Source organism: Paenibacillus oceani, from assembly GCF_014705615.1.
In the GTDB taxonomy this organism is placed as follows: domain Bacteria; phylum Bacillota; class Bacilli; order Paenibacillales; family NBRC-103111; genus Paenibacillus_AB; species Paenibacillus_AB oceani.
Map to the genome: position 1 here is coordinate 23,373 of NZ_JACXJA010000051.1, position 19,764 is coordinate 43,136.

Annotated in this window: 19 protein-coding genes and 1 tRNA gene; 18 read left to right on the forward strand and 2 right to left on the reverse strand. The window is 54.3% G+C overall.

The features are described from left to right. The first annotated feature begins 32 nt into the window (after positions 1–32). A complete protein-coding gene (locus IDH45_RS29005; RefSeq protein ID WP_190931653.1) occupies positions 33–653 on the forward strand; it encodes a 50S ribosomal protein L25 in 621 nt (206 codons plus the stop codon). A 275-nt stretch (positions 654–928) separates the two neighbouring features. On the opposite strand, the gene IDH45_RS29010 is transcribed toward IDH45_RS29005, so the two are convergent. Continuing rightward, positions 929–1,129, reverse strand: coding sequence for a hypothetical protein (locus tag IDH45_RS29010; RefSeq protein WP_190931654.1), 201 nt, complete (start codon positions 1,127–1,129; stop codon positions 929–931). A 109-nt stretch (positions 1,130–1,238) separates the two neighbouring features. Here IDH45_RS29010 and pth point away from each other — a divergent pair, with 109 nt between their 5' ends. The 9 genes from pth to IDH45_RS29055 all read left to right on the forward strand — a co-directional run bounded on the left by pth (position 1,239) and on the right by IDH45_RS29055 (position 11,701). Then, positions 1,239–1,799 carry an aminoacyl-tRNA hydrolase gene (pth, locus tag IDH45_RS29015; protein WP_190931655.1) on the forward strand — a complete coding sequence of 187 codons (561 nt, stop codon included), beginning with the start codon at positions 1,239–1,241 and terminating at the stop codon, positions 1,797–1,799. 258 nt (positions 1,800–2,057) lie between these two features. Then, on the forward strand, positions 2,058–2,288 hold the full coding sequence (locus IDH45_RS29020) for an anti-sigma-F factor Fin family protein (protein WP_190931656.1): 231 nt from the start codon (positions 2,058–2,060) through the stop codon (positions 2,286–2,288). A 118-nt stretch (positions 2,289–2,406) separates the two neighbouring features. Beyond that, on the forward strand, positions 2,407–5,928 hold the full coding sequence (gene mfd, locus IDH45_RS29025; protein ID WP_190931657.1) for a transcription-repair coupling factor: 3,522 nt from the start codon (positions 2,407–2,409) through the stop codon (positions 5,926–5,928). Further along, on the forward strand, positions 5,915–6,958 hold the full coding sequence (locus tag IDH45_RS29030) for a peptidylprolyl isomerase (protein WP_190931658.1): 1,044 nt from the start codon (positions 5,915–5,917) through the stop codon (positions 6,956–6,958). The genes mfd and IDH45_RS29030 overlap by 14 nt, the downstream gene beginning before the upstream one ends. 208 nt (positions 6,959–7,166) lie before the next feature. Beyond that, positions 7,167–7,709 (forward strand): stage V sporulation protein T, encoded by a 543-nt coding sequence (gene spoVT, locus IDH45_RS29035; RefSeq protein WP_190931659.1) that lies wholly within the window; start codon positions 7,167–7,169, stop codon positions 7,707–7,709. 181 nt (positions 7,710–7,890) lie between these two features. Then, positions 7,891–9,549, forward strand: coding sequence for a putative polysaccharide biosynthesis protein (locus IDH45_RS29040; RefSeq protein ID WP_190931660.1), 1,659 nt, complete (start codon positions 7,891–7,893; stop codon positions 9,547–9,549). Positions 9,550–9,561: 12 nt separating this feature from the next. Next, the gene (locus IDH45_RS29045; RefSeq protein WP_190931661.1) at positions 9,562–11,055 is read left to right on the forward strand and encodes a bifunctional methyltransferase/pyrophosphohydrolase YabN; all 1,494 of its coding nucleotides are present in this window, start codon (positions 9,562–9,564) and stop codon (positions 11,053–11,055) included. Positions 11,056–11,168: 113 nt separating this feature from the next. Continuing rightward, positions 11,169–11,441 carry an HU family DNA-binding protein gene (locus tag IDH45_RS29050; protein WP_110843797.1) on the forward strand — a complete coding sequence of 91 codons (273 nt, stop codon included), beginning with the start codon at positions 11,169–11,171 and terminating at the stop codon, positions 11,439–11,441. After that, positions 11,441–11,701: an RNA-binding S4 domain-containing protein gene (locus IDH45_RS29055; protein ID WP_190931662.1), complete on the forward strand. Its 261-nt coding sequence runs from the start codon at positions 11,441–11,443 to the stop codon at positions 11,699–11,701. Before IDH45_RS29050 ends, IDH45_RS29055 begins: the two co-directional genes overlap by 1 nt. A 181-nt stretch (positions 11,702–11,882) precedes the next feature. Here the strand turns inward: IDH45_RS29055 and IDH45_RS29060 are convergent, their stop codons facing one another. Continuing rightward, positions 11,883–12,797: a hypothetical protein gene (locus tag IDH45_RS29060; protein ID WP_190931663.1), complete on the reverse strand. Its 915-nt coding sequence runs from the start codon at positions 12,795–12,797 to the stop codon at positions 11,883–11,885. A 136-nt stretch (positions 12,798–12,933) separates the two neighbouring features. Between IDH45_RS29060 and yabP the strand changes: the two genes are divergently transcribed. From yabP to IDH45_RS29100, 8 genes are all read left to right on the forward strand, one after another. Next, positions 12,934–13,215, forward strand: coding sequence for a sporulation protein YabP (gene yabP, locus IDH45_RS29065; protein WP_190931664.1), 282 nt, complete (start codon positions 12,934–12,936; stop codon positions 13,213–13,215). Further along, positions 13,212–13,802 carry a spore cortex biosynthesis protein YabQ gene (gene yabQ / locus IDH45_RS29070; RefSeq protein WP_190931665.1) on the forward strand — a complete coding sequence of 197 codons (591 nt, stop codon included), beginning with the start codon at positions 13,212–13,214 and terminating at the stop codon, positions 13,800–13,802. Before yabP ends, yabQ begins: the two co-directional genes overlap by 4 nt. Positions 13,803–13,831: 29 nt before the next feature. Beyond that, positions 13,832–14,155, forward strand: a complete 324-nt coding sequence (locus IDH45_RS29075; protein ID WP_190931666.1) for an FtsB family cell division protein — start codon at positions 13,832–13,834, stop codon at positions 14,153–14,155. Positions 14,156–14,327: 172 nt separating this feature from the next. Continuing rightward, on the forward strand, positions 14,328–14,798 hold the full coding sequence (locus IDH45_RS29080; protein ID WP_190931667.1) for a S1 domain-containing RNA-binding protein: 471 nt from the start codon (positions 14,328–14,330) through the stop codon (positions 14,796–14,798). 138 nt (positions 14,799–14,936) lie between these two features. Continuing rightward, positions 14,937–15,010, forward strand: a tRNA-Met gene (locus tag IDH45_RS29085). Positions 15,011–15,399: 389 nt separating this feature from the next. Continuing rightward, a complete protein-coding gene (gene spoIIE / locus IDH45_RS29090) occupies positions 15,400–17,892 on the forward strand; it encodes a stage II sporulation protein E (protein WP_190931668.1) in 2,493 nt (830 codons plus the stop codon). Positions 17,893–18,088: 196 nt separating this feature from the next. Next, positions 18,089–18,850: a VWA domain-containing protein gene (locus IDH45_RS29095; RefSeq protein ID WP_190931669.1), complete on the forward strand. Its 762-nt coding sequence runs from the start codon at positions 18,089–18,091 to the stop codon at positions 18,848–18,850. Next, entirely contained in the window at positions 18,834–19,754 is a 921-nt protein-coding gene (locus IDH45_RS29100) for a serine/threonine-protein kinase (RefSeq protein WP_317891310.1), read from the forward strand. Before IDH45_RS29095 ends, IDH45_RS29100 begins: the two co-directional genes overlap by 17 nt. Positions 19,755–19,764 lie beyond the last annotated feature (10 nt).

Consider the following 19,764-nt stretch of genomic DNA (forward strand, 5'->3'; position numbering starts at 1 on the left):
TAGGACCAGCCATCAACAGGAGGGATTTCGAAATGGAAGCGACGCTAAGAGCGGAAACGCGCAACGATAATGCAACCAAATCCGAATTAAAGCAGATGAGAGAGCGGGGGAAAGTACCTGCCGTCGTATACGGCAAAAAAGTGCCGAGCACGCCGATTACGGTCGACGAGAAAGAACTGGGCGCTTTGCTGAGGAGCACCCCCCACTCAATCATTGAACTCGATATTCCCGGTCAAGGCAAACATCCGGTTATGATTAACGGCATGCACCGGGACAGCCTGCAGCGTACGCTGCTGCACATCGATTTTCACCAAATCAATATGAACGAGCCGGTCCGCGCTACGGTCGGCCTGGAGTTTGTCGGGGAGTCGCCCGCTCAGCGTGAAGGAGGCGTGCTGACAGCCGTGCTTCATGAGGTCGAGGTTCGCTGCCTGCCTAACGAGCTGCCGGGTTCTATCGAAGTCGACGTCAGCGGTCTGCAGCTCGGCGACAGCTTCCTGGCGAAAGATTTAAAGCTTCCGCAGTCGGTTGAGCTGAAGACGGACGATAACGCGGTGCTCTGTACGATTCTTGTGCCGCAAAAAGCGACCGAGGATACTACGGATGTAGCGGATGCAGCCGCTGAGGCGGAGCCGTCGGAGGAAACAGTTTAGCCGCATCAGCTAACAGGACATATCCTGCCGGCACACATAAAAAAGGGTTACGCTCCGAATGGACCGTAACCCTTATTTAGTTGTCCGGGACAACATCAGTCGTAAAACCCGGACGGGCCCCCAGAAGTAATCGGCATGGGGCAGAAGAAGAACGCAGCCGTATGGGGGGCATTCCGGCTGCGGCTTCTCCGCTTCCTTAGCGTGCGGGCTCCAATCGCTGCCGGCGAAAGGTACCGCTCGAATTCACTTCTGGGGGAACATTTTCCGAAATCCGATTAATAGCCGGGTCTGGATACGAACGTATACAAACTTCTGTTATAATAAGTGCTGTTAACCTTGATGAACGATGGTGTGAAGCGTTCGACATATCCGATGTCCCGGTGGTTGCGTTCCAAGTAGATTTGTACAGGAACTTCGTGTTCCATGTGATCCTGGAACTGTCCGTCTTCCGAAATATGATCGCCGTTCGAATACATACTCTCACCCTCGCTTATTATTTTGGAATTTAGTAGCATAGACAATCGACTCATGCATTTCGTTGCATGGGCGGAAAAATTTTTTTCAAAAGGATTAAGGTGATCGAAAATGAAATGGATTGTGGGCCTCGGCAATCCGGGCCAGGCGTATCGAAACAACCGTCACAACGTCGGATTCATGACGGTCGACCGGGCGGCGGAACAATGGGGAATGCCGGTTTTCCAAAACAAATTTAAAGCACTGATCAGCGAAGGTCGCGTAAAGGGAGAAAAGGTATACCTCCTGAAACCGATGACCTATATGAATTTGTCGGGAGAATCGATGCGGGCCTTTATGGATTTCTATAAAGCTTCGCTGGAGGACTGCATTGTCGTCTATGACGACCTGGATACTCCGTTCGGCCAAATCCGGCTTCGCTATCAGGGCAGCTCCGGCGGTCACAACGGGATCAAATCGATTATTCAGCATACCGGTACCCAGACTTTCAACCGGATCCGGATCGGCGTATCGCGTCCTGCCCCGGGATATAACATCGCCGATTACGTGCTTGCCGATTTCACGAAGGAAGAAGCGAGGACGCTTCCGGACGTCGTTCAGATGTCGGTGGATGCGCTCGAGTTTTCACTGGAAAACGAGTTTGACCGAACGATGGCCAAGTTTAATAAATAGAGCATGTCTCAAGCAGCCAGTTCTACGTTCTTTCCTCTCTTTCCCGTTGCCGACGCTTAAGATTGGGTCATTTGGTTCATACTAGTACAACAAAGGGCCAAGAGCCGACGCGTTTACGCGGCACCATGTCATAATCGTCAGATGGAGCACGGGAGTAGTCCGCTGGGCAGGGGAGACCCGCTTTTCAGACAAGGCGGGCGGCTCTGAATGCGTGCCAGCCGCGGATGAATGGCATACGGCCGGCAGGGGAGGCATACGATGACTGTAAAATATGTTTGTAGACATTGCTCGGCGCCGCTGGGTGAAATCGACAATCCGCTGGTGAGCGAATACCAGCTCGGGTTCCATTTCTTGACCCCCGAAGAACGCAGAGATATAATTACGTATAGCCAGAGTGGCGACATTCTCGTAAGGCTGACGTGCGATTATTGCCGGAAAGCGCTTGACGAGCATCCGGAGCTGAATCTGATTACCAGCCCGCTTCAATAAACCGGCCAATCAGCCGGATATGCGAATACCAATCCAGCTCGAGCGGATGCGAAACAAGGCCTCGGCACCTTCGCCAAGGCTTTCTTTTTGGTTTGTACGTAAAAAGGAGTGTTTACCCTTGCAATCATTGATCCGTGCATTTTCCGAGGATCGCGATTTCCAGACGATCGTCACGGGGATCGAAACCGGCATGAGGGAGCAGCTCGTATCCGGCCTGGCCGGATCGTCGCGGCAGGTGTTTATGGCTGCGCTGCTGGAGAAGCTGGATCGACCCGTCTTTCTTGTGACACATAATATGTTTTCGGCGCAAAAAATAACGGAAGATCTGTTGGAATGTTTGCCGGAAGATCGAGTCATGTTGTATCCGGCCAACGAGCTTATGGTGACGGAGGCGGCAGTCGCCAGCCCCGAGACGCTCGCTCAGCGGATCGATGCGCTGACCCGGCTCGCCGGCGGATTCCGCGGGATCGTCGTGGTGCCGTTTGCCGGCGTACGCAAGCTGCTGCCGCCGAGCGTTATATTCCGCGAAGCGCAGTTTACGATCCGGGTAGGCGATACGGTCGAACTGGAATCGCTGCTTCAGCGGATGGTGGAGCTTGGCTACGAGCGGGTGGAGCGCGTAGAATCCAAAGGCGAGATGAGCGTTCGCGGAGGCATCCTGGACTTTTATCCGCTAACGTCGGCGACTCCATACCGGGTCGAGCTGTTCGACGTCGAAGTCGATTCGATTCGCAGCTTCGATGCGGCCGACCAGCGTTCGATCGAGCAGATGTCCTCCATACTCGTAACGCCTTGCAAAGAACTCATCGCAGATAGAAAACGCTTTCAAAATGCTGCCCAGCATGCGTACGACTTGCTGCAGGAGCAACTGGCCAAGATGACCGACCGGCAGGTGAAGGAACGGCTGAAGGAAGAGATCGGCCACGATATCGAACAGATGCGCGAACATCAGTTTTTCGCGGGTCTCTATAAGTATGCCGGCTTGTTGTATCCGGAGCGTCATACGCTTATGGACTATATTCCGAAAGATACGATTCTCGTCATCGACGAACCGGGCCGTCTCATCGAGACGTCCAGGCAACTGGAGCGGGACGAAGGCGAATGGATGACAAGCCTGCTGGCGGAAGGTAAATCGCTTCCGGGCTTCGTATTATCCAAGCCATACGAGACGATCTTACAACGGACTGCGTTTCCGACGCTGTACGTCTCTTTGTTTTTGCGTCAGGTGCCGCAAACGCAGCCGCAAAATATCGTCAACTTTATGTGCCGGGCGATGCAAAATTTCCACGGGCAGATGAACGTGCTCAAGTCGGAGATGGAGCGCTGGAAAAAGACCGGCGCACGCGTAATGGTGCTGGCCAACGGCGAGGAGCGGGTAGAGCGGGTCCGCCGCGTGCTTGGCGATTATGAGATCGAGGAGCCGGCGATCCTGAACGGCAATCTTCAGGCCGGCTTCGAGCTGCCGTCGATTCATTTGGTGGTTATTACCGAAGGCGAGATGTTTACGCAGAAAAACCGCAAAGTACGCAAAATCGATAAAAAGATGGACAACGCGGAGCGGATTAAGAGCTACACCGAGCTGAAGGTGGGCGACTATGTCGTTCACGTCAATCACGGGATCGGCAAATATGTCGGAATCGGGACGCTCGAGGTAGGCGGCATTCATAAAGACTACATGCACATCTTGTATGCCGGCGGCGACAAGCTGTCGGTGCCGATCGACCAGATCGACCTGATCCAGAAATATGTCGGCTCCGAGGAGAAGGAGCCCAAGGTCTACAAGCTGGGCGGCGCCGACTGGGCGCGTGTGAAGAGCAAGGTGCGCAGCACCGTACAGGATATCGCCGACGATCTGATCAAGCTGTATGCGGAGCGCCAGATGACGTCCGGTTATGCGTTCAACAAGGACTCCACCTATCAGCAGGAGTTCGAGGGCATGTTCCCGTACGACGAGACGCCGGACCAGCTTCGGGCGATCGAGGAAATCAAGAAAGACATGGAGAAGGCTCATCCGATGGACCGGCTGCTGTGCGGAGACGTCGGTTACGGCAAAACCGAGGTGGCTGTGCGTGCGGCGTTTAAGGCGGCGATCGACAACAAGCAGGTCGCGGTACTCGTCCCTACGACGATTTTGGCGCAGCAGCATTATGAAACGTTCCGCGAACGGTTCGCCGATTACCCGATCAATATCCGGGTGCTCAGCCGGTTCCGCTCCCAGAAGGAGCAGAAAGAGACGATCAAAAGCGTCAAGCAGGGGACGGTCGACATTGTCATCGGCACGCACCGGCTTTTGTCGACCGACCTTGTGTTTAAAGATCTGGGACTGCTCATCGTCGACGAGGAGCAGCGTTTCGGCGTAACGCATAAGGAGAAGCTGAAGCGGCTGAAGACCAATGTGGACGTACTGACGCTGACCGCAACGCCGATTCCGCGCACGTTGCATATGTCGATGCTGGGCGTACGCGATTTGTCCGTCATCGAGACGCCGCCGGAGAACCGGTTCCCGGTCCAAACGTATGTGGTCGAGCACAGCAACGCGCTTGTCCGGGAAGGGATCGAGCGGGAGCTGGCGCGTAACGGACAAGTGTATTATTTATACAACCGGGTACAGGGGATTAACCAGATGGCGGAGCAAATCTCGTTTCTGGTGCCTGATGCGAAGGTGGGCGTCGCTCACGGGCAAATGTCCGAGCAGGAGCTGGAGCGGACGATCCTCGACTTCCTGGACGGGGAGTACGACGTACTCGTCAGTACGAGCATTATCGAGACCGGCGTAGACATCCCGAACGTCAATACGCTGATCGTTCACGATGCCGATAAGATGGGCTTGTCCCAGCTGTATCAGCTGCGCGGACGGGTCGGGCGCTCGAACCGGATTGCGTACGCATATTTCACGTATCAGCGGGATAAAGTGCTGACGGAAGTCGCGGAGAAACGTCTGCAGGCGATCAAGGAATTTACCGAGCTCGGTTCCGGCTTCAAAATCGCCATGAGAGACTTGGCGATCCGCGGTGCTGGCAACTTGCTGGGGGCGGAGCAGCACGGGTTTATCGCATCGGTCGGCTTTGATCTCTATTCCCAGATGCTAGGGGAGGAGATAGCCAAGCGCAAGGCCGAACTGCACGGCGAGCAGCCGAAAGAACCGGTGGCGGCTGGCACCCAAATCGATCTGACGCTCGATGCCTATTTACCGTCGGATTATATTTATGATAGTATGCAGAAGATTGAGATTTACAAGAAAGTGGCAAATATTAAGACGCTTGAGGAAGCGAAAGACATGTATGAGGAAATTGAGGACCGTTTCGGTACGTTGCCTCAAGCGGTGTTGAATTTGCTCGCCGTCGCCAGGTTGAAAGTGTACGGAGCCGAATATGCGATCGAATCGATATCGCAAAAAGGAGACGATCTTCAAGTCAAGATTCATACCAGTGAAAACGGCAATTTGGACGGTCAGCGGCTGCATGCCATTTCTTCGTTATTCGAAGGCCGGGTTAAGCTCGTTCCGGGGCCTCAAATCGTCATCCAGATGAAGTGCAAGGGCCTGGAGCCAGAAGCATCCATCGAAATGCTGGAACGTTTTCTGGTACAATACAGGGAGGCTTTAAAATCGAAAGGAGAGTTGCGTCATGTTGCCAATTAACCGCAGCAAGTCTGCGCGCCGGATATCCGTTGCCCTAGCATCGCTTCTCGTAGCGGCTCTGGCTTTGACCGGATGCGGCAAAGATAAAAATTCGGCTGCCGGAGCGAATGCCGGAAGCACGGAGGTCGTCGCCACGTATAAGGACGGCGGAAAAGTCACGCGCGGCGAGTACGATTCCTTCGTCGGCTCGGTTAAGTTTTTTAACCCGATGTATGCTCAATTTGAAACTGATCCGACGTTCCAGGATCATATGATGAAGCAGCTGATCGCCTTCCGGGTGCTCGGCCAGCAAGCGGACGAGCCGTCCAAGAAGGAAGCGGAGACCAAATCGAAAGAGCAGATCGACCAGATCAAATCCTACTTCGAACAGCAGGGCGGGGACAAAAACGCGCTCGACAACCAGTTGAAGGAAGTTAACATTACGCAGGACGATTTGAAAAACTATATCAAGCAAAGCTTGATCGTGCTCGGGGACGCCGAGAAAAAAGTGACCGACGATCAAGTGAAAGCCAAATACGACGAGAACGCCAAAGCGAACGCCTACACGGTAGCTACGGTCAGCCACGTTCTTGTTGCTCTGAAGGATCAGAACCAGGAGAAAGATATCCGTACGAAGGAAGAGGCGCTGCAGCGGGCTCAGGAAGCGAAGCAGAAGCTTGATGCCGGAGCCGACTTCGCCGCGGTTGCCAAAGATTACTCCGATGACGGCAACAAAGATACCGGAGGCAAATACGAGAACGTGGACGTCAATCAATGGGTCGAGAATTTCAGGAAAGCGGCGATTGAGCTGCCGATCGGCAAAATCAGCGATCCGGTCGAGACCGAATACGGCTACCATGTCATGAAGGTGGAAGCGCGTAAAGATAAAACGTTCGACGAAGTGAAGGAGCAGCTCAAGGGCGAGCTGGCCGAAACGCAAGTGATGGACTTTATCGACAAAGACTTACCGGGCATTATTGAGAAAGTCGAAACGGACAAGCTGCCGAAAGCCGAACCGGCTCCGGCCGCCGGCGGACAGACAACCAAATAAGGTATTCAAACTTCTCCACAGAAGGTGTCCTGGTCCAGGGCGCCTTTTTTCCACTCTGCATAAGAATTTGGGAGCAGTAACATACTATGGGCAGACATTGAAACAAGCAGTACAATCGTCTGTCGACTTCCTGTCACAGGAAGAGCGAATAGAGCGTCACCATCCAGTTCGTACCAAAACTTCATTGGAAAGTGAGGCAACCAGAATCATGAAAGCAACTGGAATTGTTCGTCGGATCGATGATTTGGGCCGAGTCGTAATACCGAAGGAAATTCGCCGCACGCTGCGGATTCGCGAAGGCGATCCGTTAGAAATATTCGTGGACCGCGACGGCGAAGTGATACTTAAGAAATACTCGCCGATCGGAGAACTTGGGGATTTTGCCAAGGAATATGCCGAATCGTTGTATGAAAGCACGAATCATATTACTATGATTTCCGACCGGGACACGGTTATCGCCGTAGCCGGAGGCTCTAAAAAAGAGTATCTCGACAAGCCAATCGGGCCTTACGTCGAAACGTGCATGGAGAACCGCAAGGCGACCGTGGAGACGAATGCGGGACAGTTTGAGCTATGCAAAGATTTGAGCGAGTTGTACAGCTCGTTCGTCATCGCTCCGATCGTCGCAGGCGGAGATCCGATCGGTGCGGTTATGCTGGTCAACAAGGATGAAACGGTCAAGATGGGACAGATGGAACTGAAAATGGCGGAAACGGCTGCTGCTTTCCTCGCCAAGCAGATGGAGCAGTAAATCGGCGGCTTATCATGACAGAGCTTCACGGAGGAGGCAATACGTCCGCCGGCGAAGCTTTTTTGTTTGGGATTGATCGGTTATACTTAAGAACGAAGTCAAAACAAACAAAGCTTACATTCGACTTCGTTCTTCAATGTACATAGTTTAAAGCGTCGGTTGCGAATGGAGAGGGAAGCGCATGTCACAAGGCCCGGGCCCGACGGAGGTTCCCGCAAGGGCGCTAGTCAAGGGCGCAGTCGTGCTTGGTGCGGCCGCAATCGTGTCCAAGTTGCTCGGTACGATGCAGAAAATTCCGCTGCAGAACGTAGCCGGCGACAACGTATTCGGGATTTATAATGCGGTTTATCCGCTCTATATCACGATATTGGTTTTGGCGACGGCCGGCTTCCCGGTCGCCGTCTCTCGCTTCGTAGCGGAGGAGCGGGCGCTTGGGAGGCCGGACGGAGCCCGCGGTATTCTGAAGATGGCGCTAAAGCTGGCGGTAGGGACCGGGCTCGTCTGTTTCGTCCTGCTTTATTTCGGAGCGGGGACGATCGCCTCGTGGATCGGCAACCGGCAAACGGAAGAGGCTTTGCGAAGCGTTTCGTTTGCTTTGTTTTTCGTTCCGGCGCTGGCGACGATTCGCGGTTATTTTCAAGGAATCGGACAGATGGCGCCCACCGGCGTATCCCAAGTCGCGGAGCAATTAGTACGCGTCGCCGTTATGGTCACGCTTCTGATCATGCTCGTCCGTGCAGATGCTTCGGATAGCCTGATCGCGGCAGGAGCGACGTTCGGCTCCGCAGCAGGGGCGCTGGCGGGGCTTGGCGTCGTCCTTCTCTACTGGCGGTCTCATCGGCTGAGGGAGCGCGGCTTGAGGCCGGTTGTGCGACCCGATACGACAAACGGACCGCGTGTCGGATACGGCCGCTTTATCGCTTATGCGCTGCCGATCTGCCTGGGCGCTATTGTGCTCCCGGTATTGACGCTGGTGGATACGTTTACGATACCTCGTCTGCTCGCCAGAAGCGGTTATGACGAAGTGGGAGCGATGGCTCAGTTCGGGCTGTACAATCACGGTTTGCCGCTCGTTCAACTGGTGTCGATGGTCGTCTCCTCGATGTCTGTAGCGTTAGTTCCCGCCATCTCCGAAGCGAAGGCGTCCGGAACGTTAGCCGCAGTAAGGGGGAGCGCGGAAGCTTCTCTTCGCCTGACCTGGCTGATCGGTCTGGCTGCATCGGCAGGACTCGCCGTGACGGCCATGCCGCTGAATGTGATGTTTTATAAAGAAGCCGAGGGCTACGGCGTGATGATGATTTTGGCCTTTACAGTCGTATTCAGTGTAATACAGATTGTCTCGGGGGCTATGCTCCAAGGACTCGGCGCAGAACGCGCGACCGTCCTGCATCTGCTTGCGGCCGCTCTGGTGAAGGTTGTGCTGAACGTATGGCTGATGCCGATATGGGGAATTGCCGGAGCGGCCGTCTCCGCTGTGGCCGCTTATGCGGTTGCGGCGGCCTTGAACGTGTACCGGTTGCGGAGACTCGGATTTATCCGGATGCCATGGCGCGACTATACATGGAAACCTGCCGTATGTACACTGGTTCTGAGTCTGGCCGCATTAGCCGTCGTAGGGGCGGCAGAACCGCTGCTGACGCAAGCCGCGCCGGAACTGTCGTACAGATGGCGGATGACGGTCATTGCCCTTCTGGCCGTCGCTGCAGGGGCTCTGGCGTTCGCCTTGACGCTGTTCAAGACAGGGGCGATCAGCGCGGAGGAGCTGGGCGCCGTTCCGAAGCTTGGAAACAAGCTGGTATCCTTGCTGCGCAAAGCGCGGCTGCTGCGACACCGAAACTAAAGGAGGACCCGTATGCGAGCAAGCATCACTGTCGTCGGACTCGGTTCCGGAGACGAAAATCAACTGACGTTAGGCGTCTGGAAAACGCTTCAATCTGCCGGATCTGTGTATGTGCGTACAGAGCATCATCCGGTTATCGATTATTTGAAACAAAACGGCGTTGCGGTACAATCGTTCGACGGGATCTACGAATCCCGCGGTTCGTTTGCAGACGTATACGATACGATCGTCGGACAACTGATTGAGGCTGCCAAGGCCGGTGGCGGCCCTGTCGTGTACGCCGTACCCGGGCATCCGATGGTGGCCGAATCGACAACCATGCTGCTCCGCGGGCGTTGTCCGGACGAAGGGATCGATTTGACGGTGACCGGCGGGGAAAGCTTCCTGGATCAGGCGTTCACCCGGTTCGGTTTCGACCCGATCGAAGGTTTTGCGCTGATCGATGCGACCGCGCTTTCAACCGAAGGTTCCGCTGTTCTCGATCCCCGGATGCATACATTAATCGCCCAAGTCTATGACACGCATACGGCTTCCGATGCCAAACTGTTTCTCATGGACGCGCTGCCTGACGATTATGAGGTAGTCGTAGGCCACGAGCTCGGAGTGACGGGGCGCGAACGGATCGTCACCGTACCGCTGTATGAGCTGGACCGTCTGGAAGGGTACGGCAATTTGTCGCTTGTCTGGATTCCCCGGGCCAAGGACGATTCGGTCCGGATGCGTTCGTTCGAGAGACTGCGTGAAATCGTCGACATTTTGCGAAGTCCGGAAGGATGTCCGTGGGATCGGGAGCAAACCCATGCGAGTATCCGCAAAAATCTGATCGAGGAAACGTACGAGGTGCTGGAGACGATCGACGACGACGACCCGGAGGCGATGTGCGAGGAGCTCGGCGATTTGCTGCTGCAAATTATGCTGCATAGCCAAATGGAGGTGGAAACCGGTACGTTTAACGTATTCGACGTCATCGAAGGTTTGAACGAGAAGCTGATCCGCCGTCATCCGCACGTGTTCGGCGATCAGGGAGCTAGCGACTCCGAGGAGGCGCTGCAAAACTGGAATGCGATGAAAGCGGAGGAGAAGCGGAAGGCGGGAATCGATGTCGCCCAGCTGTCCGTTTTGTCGGGCGTTCCGCGCGATTTGCCGGGCTTGATGAAGGCGTACAAGCTTCAGAAGAAGGCGGCTCAGGTCGGTTTCGACTGGGAGAGAACGGATGAAGTGTACGCGAAAATCGAAGAGGAGCTGCGCGAGTTGAAGGAGGCGCCGGAGGAGGAGCGGACCGGCGAGCTTGGCGATCTGTTGTTTGCCGTTGTCAATTTAGCTCGATTTTTGCGGATTGACCCCGAAGAAGCGATTGCGGCGACGAACCGGAAATTCGTCCGGAGGTTCGAATATATCGAGCAAAAACTGCGTGAATCGGGCAAATCCTTTGAGCAGACAGGGCTGGATGAGATGGAAAAATTTTGGCAGGAAGCAAAAAAACTTTCGAAAAATGCGGGAGTGTAGAAGGAATTTCCTGACCGACAAAGAATACTACTACCGTACAGGCTTTTTGAGCCAGGTAACTATAGCTAATATGGCGTAAGCTTTCAGCCAACTATTTTAGGAGGAATCAATCGATGAACAAGACAGATCTCGTAAACAACATCGCTGCTAAAAGCGGATTGTCCAAAAAGGATGTCGAATCCGTATTGAACGGTTTCTTGGGTGAAGTAACGGATGCATTGTCCGCTGGCGGTAAAGTACAATTGATCGGTTTCGGCACGTTCGAGACTCGTACGCGCTCCGGTCGTACAGGCCGCAACCCGCAAACGGGCCAAGAAATCAAAATCCCTGCTTCCAAAGTTCCTGCATTCAAAGCGGGCAACAAGCTTAAAGAAGCTGTAAAATAATGCGTCTCGACAAGTTTCTGAAAGTATCCAGATTGATTAAGCGCCGCACGGTCGCCAAGGACGTATCCGATCAAGGCCGCATCTGGATTAACGGGAAGGAAGCAAAGGCGAGCAGCACCGTTAAGATCGGCGACGAGCTGATGATCCGATTCGGACAGAAGAGCGTAACCGTTCGGGTGGAGCGGATCTCCGAAACTTCCCGGAAAGAAGAAGCCAGCGAGATGTATACGGTGATCAAGGAAGAATCGAATCAGGATTGATTCGATAGCGAAGACCGGCCAATGGGGCCGGTTTTTTTAATATCTGGAATGGTTAGAATCAACACCGTTGTCCGAAAAAGCCGCCTCGACACGGGCAGGAGCGGCTTGGGACTACGAATCCGCATAAAGGGGCTGGCGTCACCAGTTGGTTGAACTCGGCCGGGTCCCTGTTTCAGCTCTGTCAGGAGTTCCCGGGAGTCTCCTGGGATTTGTTCTCCAACGACGGACGAACCCATTCAAGAATCATCTCCCGGTCCATCTCAGGGGTATATTGCACGATGTATCTGGACGCAAATACGGAGTTGTCTCCGCGCATGAAGCGCAGCTCGCCATTCAACTGGTAAACCGACATAGCCCCCGGCGAGGCCGGACTGTCGGGGAACTTGAACGTATAAGCGGTCGTAAAAAACTCTCCGGCTTCGAGCGTGTAGGGCAGCTTCACCAGCGTGAGCGGATCTTTGCGGGGCTGGTTGCGTTCGCCTTTGAAGAAATACAGCTCCAGATTCGACTCCAGATGAGGAGCTTCGGGAAGCAGCCAGCCGATTAGGGCAAGGGGCTCTGCCGCTTGCAATGTAACATGACCGCCGGGAAATCCGTCGATGACGATACTGCCGCTGGAGCTGAACTGGAGGGAAGGCTTGCCGCCTTCCGCTGCACTTCCGGCCGTTCTAGGAAATAGCGTGATTCGGCCGATGTCCGGACGTCCGATTTCCCCGTTGCTGTAGACAACCTCCATATTCCGGACATCCAGGCGTTGCTGTCCATCTGCTAAACGGCGGCTCGGTTCCGTTATATTTACAGTATACTTGCGGATTTGATAATAACGCTCCCGCGGTTCCGGTTCCCCGATCGTAATGCGCATATCGGGTATTTCCGGGAAGCTGGCTCTGACTGGACGGACCGGGTCCTTCACATTCTCGATCGCATACAGATGGAAGTAGCCGTAATTCTCATCTTGAAGATCGATATAGTGTTCGAGAAAGACAGGCTCTTCGAGCCGCTTACTCAAAGCGTCCCGGTAGTTGAACGCCCAGACCGCACCGATGATGGCTACCGCGGCCGCTGCTAACATAATTAGTTTCGTCCGTATGGTCAATTCCCTCCCAACCTCCTCTTACTGCCTTTACCTCTTATACGCAAGAAGCTCGGTTAAAGTTTGGTCCGAGAAACAGACAACCGTTCTAAAACGTGTCCCCTTCCCATAATCTAGCTGTAGAGGAGGGGTACATGCCATGATCGATCCGATGAAACAAAAGCGTCAGGAAGTGAAGATGCTGAACCGTAAGCTGCTCGAGATTTCGGGTGTGCTCAATGTCGAAAGCTTCGACAGCGAGGAGTTTCTGCTCGAAACCGAATGCGGATTCCTGGCCATCAAGGGGCAAAACCTGCATATTAAAAACTTGAACCTTGAGCAAGGGCTGGTCGCGATAGAAGGCACGGTGCACGGACTCACCTACCTGGACGGAAATGCGCATGAGAAATCCAAAGGATTTCTAGGGAAGTTGTTCAAGTGAGCCTATACGTCCAATTTATCACCTTATCGGCGATGGCGGGCAGTGGCGCGTTCATGGGGGCTATGTTCGACGTATACCGCGTCCTGTCCGGCCGGCTGCGGCCTCCCCGCTGGCTCGTACCGTTGCTCGACATCGTCTATTGGTTCGCCGCCACCCTCTTCGTGTTCCGTACGCTTCTCTACAGCAACCATGGACAAGTCCGGCTGTACGTGTTCCTTGGCCTGCTGCTCGGGGTATGGTTGTACTTCCGGATCGCAAGCCGCTGGACGATCAAGTTCGTACTGCTTGTGATCCGCATCATCCAGGCGCTGGTCCGCTTTGTGCGGCGTTTGACGGAGCTGTTGCTGATCAAGCCGATTGTGCTTCTGTACCGGCTTGTTATCATCGTTTTTGGATTTTTGTGGGCGCTCTCTATTTTCCTCGGAAAAATTGTGCTACAATTGCTGTATCCATTCCTTCTTCTGGGACGCGCCATCTACAAACCGCTCAAGAAACGGTTCAAAGCGCCCAACTGGTGGAAACGATTCGCCAGTCTATGCGGACGATGGGTACAAGCAGTCAGGAAGATATTCGGCAGGAAAGGGTAATCCATCATGTTTGGAGGAACCGCATAGCAATGCGCGAAGCAACCAAAGCCGGGAAACCGGAACAATCGAATAGAGGCGCCAGGCGCCGAGTTCGACTGCTCGCATTTGCGATGATCGGCTTTATGACATGGGCGGCTCTAATCCTGTGGAATCAGCAAGGGCGTCTCGGTGTCAAAGCGGCTCAAGTCGAACAGCTGGAGCAGAAACGTCTCGAAACCGTCCAAATGCACGAACAATACCAGACCGAGATCGAGCGTCTGAACGATCCCGAATATATTTTACAAAAAATTAGGAAAGAATATCACTATTCCAAACCGGGGGAAACGTTATTTTACACTCCCAAATCACCGTAAGCCCACGTCCTTATTGACCTTTATGTCACCGATCTTGTATAATCTCCATATCCGATCCTTTGCCTGTTGGTGCACATTTTGCGCCGGAACCGTCGCAAAAGTTGCGAGAAATGCGTATGGATAGGTATGAGAGATTATTTCCAACATATTTTAGGGAGGAACGTTTCATTCTATGGCAATTGAAGTGGGCACCAAGTTGGAAGGCAAGGTGACAGGCATTACTCATTTCGGGGCATTCGTGGAACTGTCTGCAGGCGTAACTGGCCTTGTTCACATTTCCGAGATTGCCGACAACTATGTAAAGGACGTCAACGATCATCTCAAGCTTGAAGACAAAGTCTTGGTGAAAGTCATCAATGTGGACAAGGACGGCAAGATCGGCTTATCCATTCGCCAAGCGGTAGACAAGCCGCCGGGAGAACAACAGCAGCGTCCGGAGCGTCCCGAGCGCAGCTTCAATCGGGACCGCGATGATCGGGGAGGCCGAAATGACCGTGGTGGACGCCCCTTTAAACCGACTGCAAATCGAATGACGTTCGAGGACAAAATGTCGCGTTTCCTCAAAGACAGCGAAGAGCGCATCTCGTCCTTAAAGAAGAACACCGAGGGCAAGCGGGGCGGAAGAGGCGCGCGCCGGGTATAGTTCAGGCTGGCTCAGTTAAGACGGATTCTGATACGCCGATTTTCCTGCGGGACAATCGGCGTTTTTTGGTTTCAAGGACAGGCCGCCGTCCGCATGTTGACATCAATCCCGTTCTGGTATATACTTTCGAATTGTTATGGCGGCGTAGCTCAGCTGGCTAGAGCGTACGGTTCATACCCGTGAGGTCGGGGGTTCGATCCCCTCTGCCGCTATCGAACGAGAAGCTCCGACACGTTTTACACGTGATCGGGGCTTTTTGCTTGCTTAATTTGCCGAAACGGGCTGCCGAAGGAAGTTTTGGAAGGATTTCGCCTCTTTTGTCGTCCCGACCGGCGAACACCTACTGAATCGACACTGTTTTACCCCGCTTGATAGGGCTTGGAGAAGGACGCCGTCCGAAGAATAGACAAGTCCGCCCATCAATCCGCTTACCGGAAAACGCCTCAGGTCATATCCCCCAACGGTTCGCGGCGACCGCGCGGTCCGGCCCTTTTTGTCGGAAAATTCTTTTTGTCTAGCAACTGATTGTGACAAACTTTATGCTAGATTGTTTTCTATAATAGGGAGCACAAGAAACGAACGAAGGTGGTGTGCCAGCCCTATGATCAAATGGAGTATGCTGAACGGAAAGTCCGCACCGTGGAGCGGGATCTTGCAGAAAGCGAAGTCGGGAAGCGGGAGCGCCCTGATGGAGAACCGGTTTGTTCAGTCGGTTGTCGCCAAGAAATGGTCGTTTGTACTAGTCGTGATGGCTTTTTTACTGGGGAGGGCGATGATCCTCGAACAGCTCGCTCCTTTTGCAATCGCTTTTTTCGCGGTAGCGTACTTCATACGCCGGGATATTACGAGGTGGGTTGGCCTGTCCCTCCTTCTAGGCAGCCTGTTCGCGGTTGAGATGAAGACCGGCTACATCCTGACGGAGATGATCGTATTCCTGCTCATTCAGAAAGGGCTGGAAAAATACGAACGATCGGATCTGTCGTACGCCCCGGTCATTGTGTTCACCTCAGCCTTCGCCGTCCAGCTATTCGGCTACGTCGTCGCCTCGGAGCTGACCTGGTACACGCTGATGCTGACTGCGGTGGAAGCGGCGCTCAGCTTCGTCTTGACCCTCATCTTCATCCAGGCGATTCCGGTATTTACGATGACCCGCAAAAACTATCATTTGAAAAATGAAGAAATTATATGTCTCATCATCCTGCTGGCGTCGGTCATGACGGGAACCGTCGGATGGACGATTCAATCCGTATCAGTGGAACATGTGCTGTCGAGGTACTTGATTCTCATCTTTGCCTTCGTCGGGGGAGCGCCCCTTGGAGCATCCGTCGGCGTCATAACCGGTCTCATCCTGAGCCTGGCCAATGTCAATGCGATCTACCAAATGAGTCTTCTCGCTTTCTCGGGCATGCTCGCAGGGTTATTGAAGGAAGCGGGCCGGATGGCTGTAGCGTTCGGGATGCTGCTCGGATCGTCGATCTTATCAGTGTATATCGGCAGTCAATCGGAGGTGATGAGCTCCACCTGGGAGTCGGTAGCGGCGGTGCTGCTTTTCCTGCTGACGCCCCGCAGCGTCATGCAGACGATCGCCAAGTACGTCCCGGGTACGCAGGAGAACGTAAAGTCCCAGCACGATTACGCCAGACGGGTGAGAGATATTACGGCCGGCCGGGTCGAGCAGTTCTCGGAAGTGTTCCGCCAGCTGTCGAGCAGCTTCAAGCAGCTTACCCATATGGACGAGAACGAGGTGAAGGAACGGGAAACCGGGCATTTTATGAACTCGGTCGCCGAGCGAACATGCTCGACCTGCTGGAAGAACAAGCAGTGCTGGGGAAGCAAGTTTTATCAGACTCATAAATATATGACGGAGATGATGAGCGAGGTCGAGAGGCGCGAGAATATGAGCAAGAGGGAAATTCCGAATTCGTGGAAGCAGGCGTGCGGAAAGACGGATCAGGTGCTGGAGGTCATGAAGCAGCAATATGCGCTGTACCAGCACGATCAGCATTGGAAGAAGCAAATTCAGGAGAGCCGTCAATTGGTGGCGGAGCAGTTGACCGGAGTGTCCCAGGTGATGGAGGATCTGGCGAAGGAGATCAAGCGGGAGGGGCATACGCTGTTCCAGCAGGAAGAACAAATCCGCGAGGCGCTGGAGGACCTAGGACTATCCATTCATGCCATTGACGTTATTTGCCTGGAGGAGGGGAATGTCGAGATCGAGATCATTCACCAATATACGAAAGGATTTGATGAGTGCCGCAAAATTATAGCGCCGCTGCTGTCTGATATTTTGGGCGAGAATATCGCCGTACGAAGCGAAGAGGTGTCCAGCCGGGGGGACGGATACGCGACGGTGGTGTTCGGTTCGGCGAAGGAATTCGAGGTGGAAACGGGGGTGGCCGGAGCGGCCAAAGGAGGCGACCTGCTGTCGGGAGACAGCTTCAGCATGGTGGAGCTCGGCAACGGCAAATTCGCGGTCGCGATCAGCGACGGCATGGGGAACGGAGAGCGGGCCCGGGCGGAAAGCAGCGCGGCGCTGTCGATTTTGCAGCAGTTGCTGCAATCGGGTATGGACGAGAAGCTGGCGATCAAATCGGTAAATTCCGTGCTGATGCTGCGCTCGTCAGATGAAATGTACGCCACCGTCGATGTGGCGCTTATCGATCAATATAGCGCCAAAACGACATTTATGAAGAACGGATCGACGCCAAGTTATATTAAAAGGGGGGCGGAGGTCATTCAAATCTCGGCGAATAATTTGCCGATCGGGATCGTGCACGATATCGATGTCGAACTGGTCGCGATGCAGCTGCAACCGGGGGATACGCTGATCATGATGACGGATGGCATCTTCGATGCTCCGGGTCCCGCCGTTAATAAAGAACTGTGGATGAAACGGATCATTCAGGAAATCGACGTCAAAGAACCGCAAAGCTTCGCCGACTGCTTGCTCGATACAATCGTAAGATACCATGAGGGGGAGATCGTAGATGACATGACTGTAGTCGTCGCCCGAATCGAGAAATACAAACCGGAATGGGCCACTTTCCGCTGGCCGGGCATGACCCGGATGGAACGGCCGAAGACGGTCAGCTGAAGCGGAGGTTCTCTTACATGTCAGCGCAGCTAGGTCATCCCGGCGCTTCCCTGATTGGAAGGGAGGCGCTTTACCTCGAGACGTGCCGGCCGCTGCGGCTTTGCCGCTGAACGGTTACCGGGTATCGCACTCTTCCTTTGCGGAAATACTAGATGATAGAACGATCTAGATTTCCTAATAAAGGAGAGTCCGGAGTATGAAACAAATCCTGTTAATAACAGACGGGTGCTCAAATAGCGGAGTGAGCCCGGTCGTCGCTGCTGCGCAAGCGCGGAGCCGCGGACTTGTTGTGAACGTGGTCGGAGTGATCGATGAAGGTGACATCGGAGAGCGCGGGGCTGCAGAGATTGCCGAAATCGCGGAAGCCGGGGGTGGCATGAGCCGAATCGTGCCGCTTCGGGCTTTGGCCGAGACGGTGCAGATGATGACGCGCAAAACGGTTGTGCAGACGATCCACCAGGCCGTGCAGCGGGAAATTCGCCATATTATGGGACCGGAAGCCGCTCTGGAGAAGCTGCCGCCGGAACGAAGGGGGCCGATTGTACGAGTTATTGACGATCTGAGCGAGACCAGTCCGCTGCGAGTCGCTCTGTTGATCGATACGAGCGCCAGTATGAGGCCGAAGCTGAAAGCGGCCCAGGACGCCTGCCGGGATCTACTGGCCAGTCTGCGCGCCCGGAAGGGGCGAAGCGAGATGGCGGTCCTGAACTTCCCGGGCTGCTCGGAAGCCGACGTCTTGATGGAGTGGACCGCAGATCTTGCAAAAATAGGGGATTTGTTCTATAACTTAAACATGAAGGGGACAACGCCTACCGGTCCCGCGCTTGTGAAAGCGGCGCGGTATATACTGGATTACGGAACGGCGGATCGGACTGCGGTTCCCGAAGACCGGAGGGAAGCGGGCCGCGCTGCCAGAGCGAGCGGCGGAGATGGGGTATGGAGTGACTACATCGTCTAAGACGGTACTGACCCAAGGGGATATCGTCTGCGGCAAGTGGAACAAACGTTCGTACCGGATCGAAAGGCTGCTCGGAGAGGGCGCCAACGGCAAAGTGTTCCTTGTAGGAGCGGGAGGCCGGCACTTCGCTCTGAAGTTCGGGTTTGATGCCGTGGATTTGCAAATGGAGGTAAACGTTCTCCGCGAGCTCGATCAAAAGACAGGCGATCCGTTTCTGTACGATGCCGATGATGTCATGCTGAACGGGATGATATATCCTTTTTATGTGATGCGTTATGTAAAGGGAGTACCTCCTGAACCTTATATAAGAAGCAATGGCTCCGACTGGTTTTACCTGATCGGCCTGAATCTTCTGAGGAAGCTCCACGCGCTGCACCATCTGGGCTACGGATTCGGCGATCTCAAATCGGACAATGTGCTCGTCTCCGGTTATGGGGAAGTGGAGCTTGTCGATTACGGAGGAGTAACGGCCCGCGGCCGGTCGGTCAGGCAGTTTACCGAATTGTATGACTGCGGCTTTTGGAATGCCGGCGATCGGGTGGCGGGCGACAGCTACGATTTGTTCGGTTTCGCCGTATTTTGTCTGCAGATCGGCGGGATGGGCAATCGGCTTCAGGAGATTTCCAAAGAATTGCCGCAAAGCCGGTCTAAGGAAGATTTGTTGAAGCTGATTGACCTTTGCCCGAAGTGCAAGCCTGTGGCGCGGATTCTGAAGAAGGCGGCAACCGGACGTTACCGCAGCTCGGCTGAGGCTGCCGCCGAATGGGAACAGGCGATGAACAAACCTGGACCGATTATGGACCCGCGGCGGCGCAAGCAGTCGTCCGGCTGGATTCCGGCTGCGTTCTTAGGATCGATCGGATTATTTGTATCCGTGTTATATATGTTTTTCTTTAAAGGATGAAAGGTAAATA

Bases quoted from the DNA above. Each gene is read 5' to 3' on its own strand.
- IDH45_RS29005 (WP_190931653.1), top strand. From the start codon at position 33: ATGGAAGCGACGCTAAGAGCGGAAACGCGCAACGATAATGCAACCAAA.
- IDH45_RS29010 (WP_190931654.1), bottom strand. From the start codon at position 1,129: ATGTATTCGAACGGCGATCATATTTCGGAAGACGGACAGTTCCAGGAT.
- pth (WP_190931655.1), top strand. From the start codon at position 1,239: ATGAAATGGATTGTGGGCCTCGGCAATCCGGGCCAGGCGTATCGAAAC.
- IDH45_RS29020 (WP_190931656.1), top strand. From the start codon at position 2,058: ATGACTGTAAAATATGTTTGTAGACATTGCTCGGCGCCGCTGGGTGAA.
- IDH45_RS29030 (WP_190931658.1), top strand. From the start codon at position 5,915: ATGTTGCCAATTAACCGCAGCAAGTCTGCGCGCCGGATATCCGTTGCC.
- spoVT (WP_190931659.1), top strand. From the start codon at position 7,167: ATGAAAGCAACTGGAATTGTTCGTCGGATCGATGATTTGGGCCGAGTC.
- IDH45_RS29040 (WP_190931660.1), top strand. From the start codon at position 7,891: ATGTCACAAGGCCCGGGCCCGACGGAGGTTCCCGCAAGGGCGCTAGTC.
- IDH45_RS29045 (WP_190931661.1), top strand. From the start codon at position 9,562: ATGCGAGCAAGCATCACTGTCGTCGGACTCGGTTCCGGAGACGAAAAT.
- IDH45_RS29050 (WP_110843797.1), top strand. From the start codon at position 11,169: ATGAACAAGACAGATCTCGTAAACAACATCGCTGCTAAAAGCGGATTG.
- IDH45_RS29055 (WP_190931662.1), top strand. From the start codon at position 11,441: ATGCGTCTCGACAAGTTTCTGAAAGTATCCAGATTGATTAAGCGCCGC.
- yabP (WP_190931664.1), top strand. From the start codon at position 12,934: ATGATCGATCCGATGAAACAAAAGCGTCAGGAAGTGAAGATGCTGAAC.
- IDH45_RS29075 (WP_190931666.1), top strand. From the start codon at position 13,832: ATGCGCGAAGCAACCAAAGCCGGGAAACCGGAACAATCGAATAGAGGC.
- IDH45_RS29080 (WP_190931667.1), top strand. From the start codon at position 14,328: ATGGCAATTGAAGTGGGCACCAAGTTGGAAGGCAAGGTGACAGGCATT.
- spoIIE (WP_190931668.1), top strand. From the start codon at position 15,400: ATGATCAAATGGAGTATGCTGAACGGAAAGTCCGCACCGTGGAGCGGG.
- IDH45_RS29095 (WP_190931669.1), top strand. From the start codon at position 18,089: ATGAAACAAATCCTGTTAATAACAGACGGGTGCTCAAATAGCGGAGTG.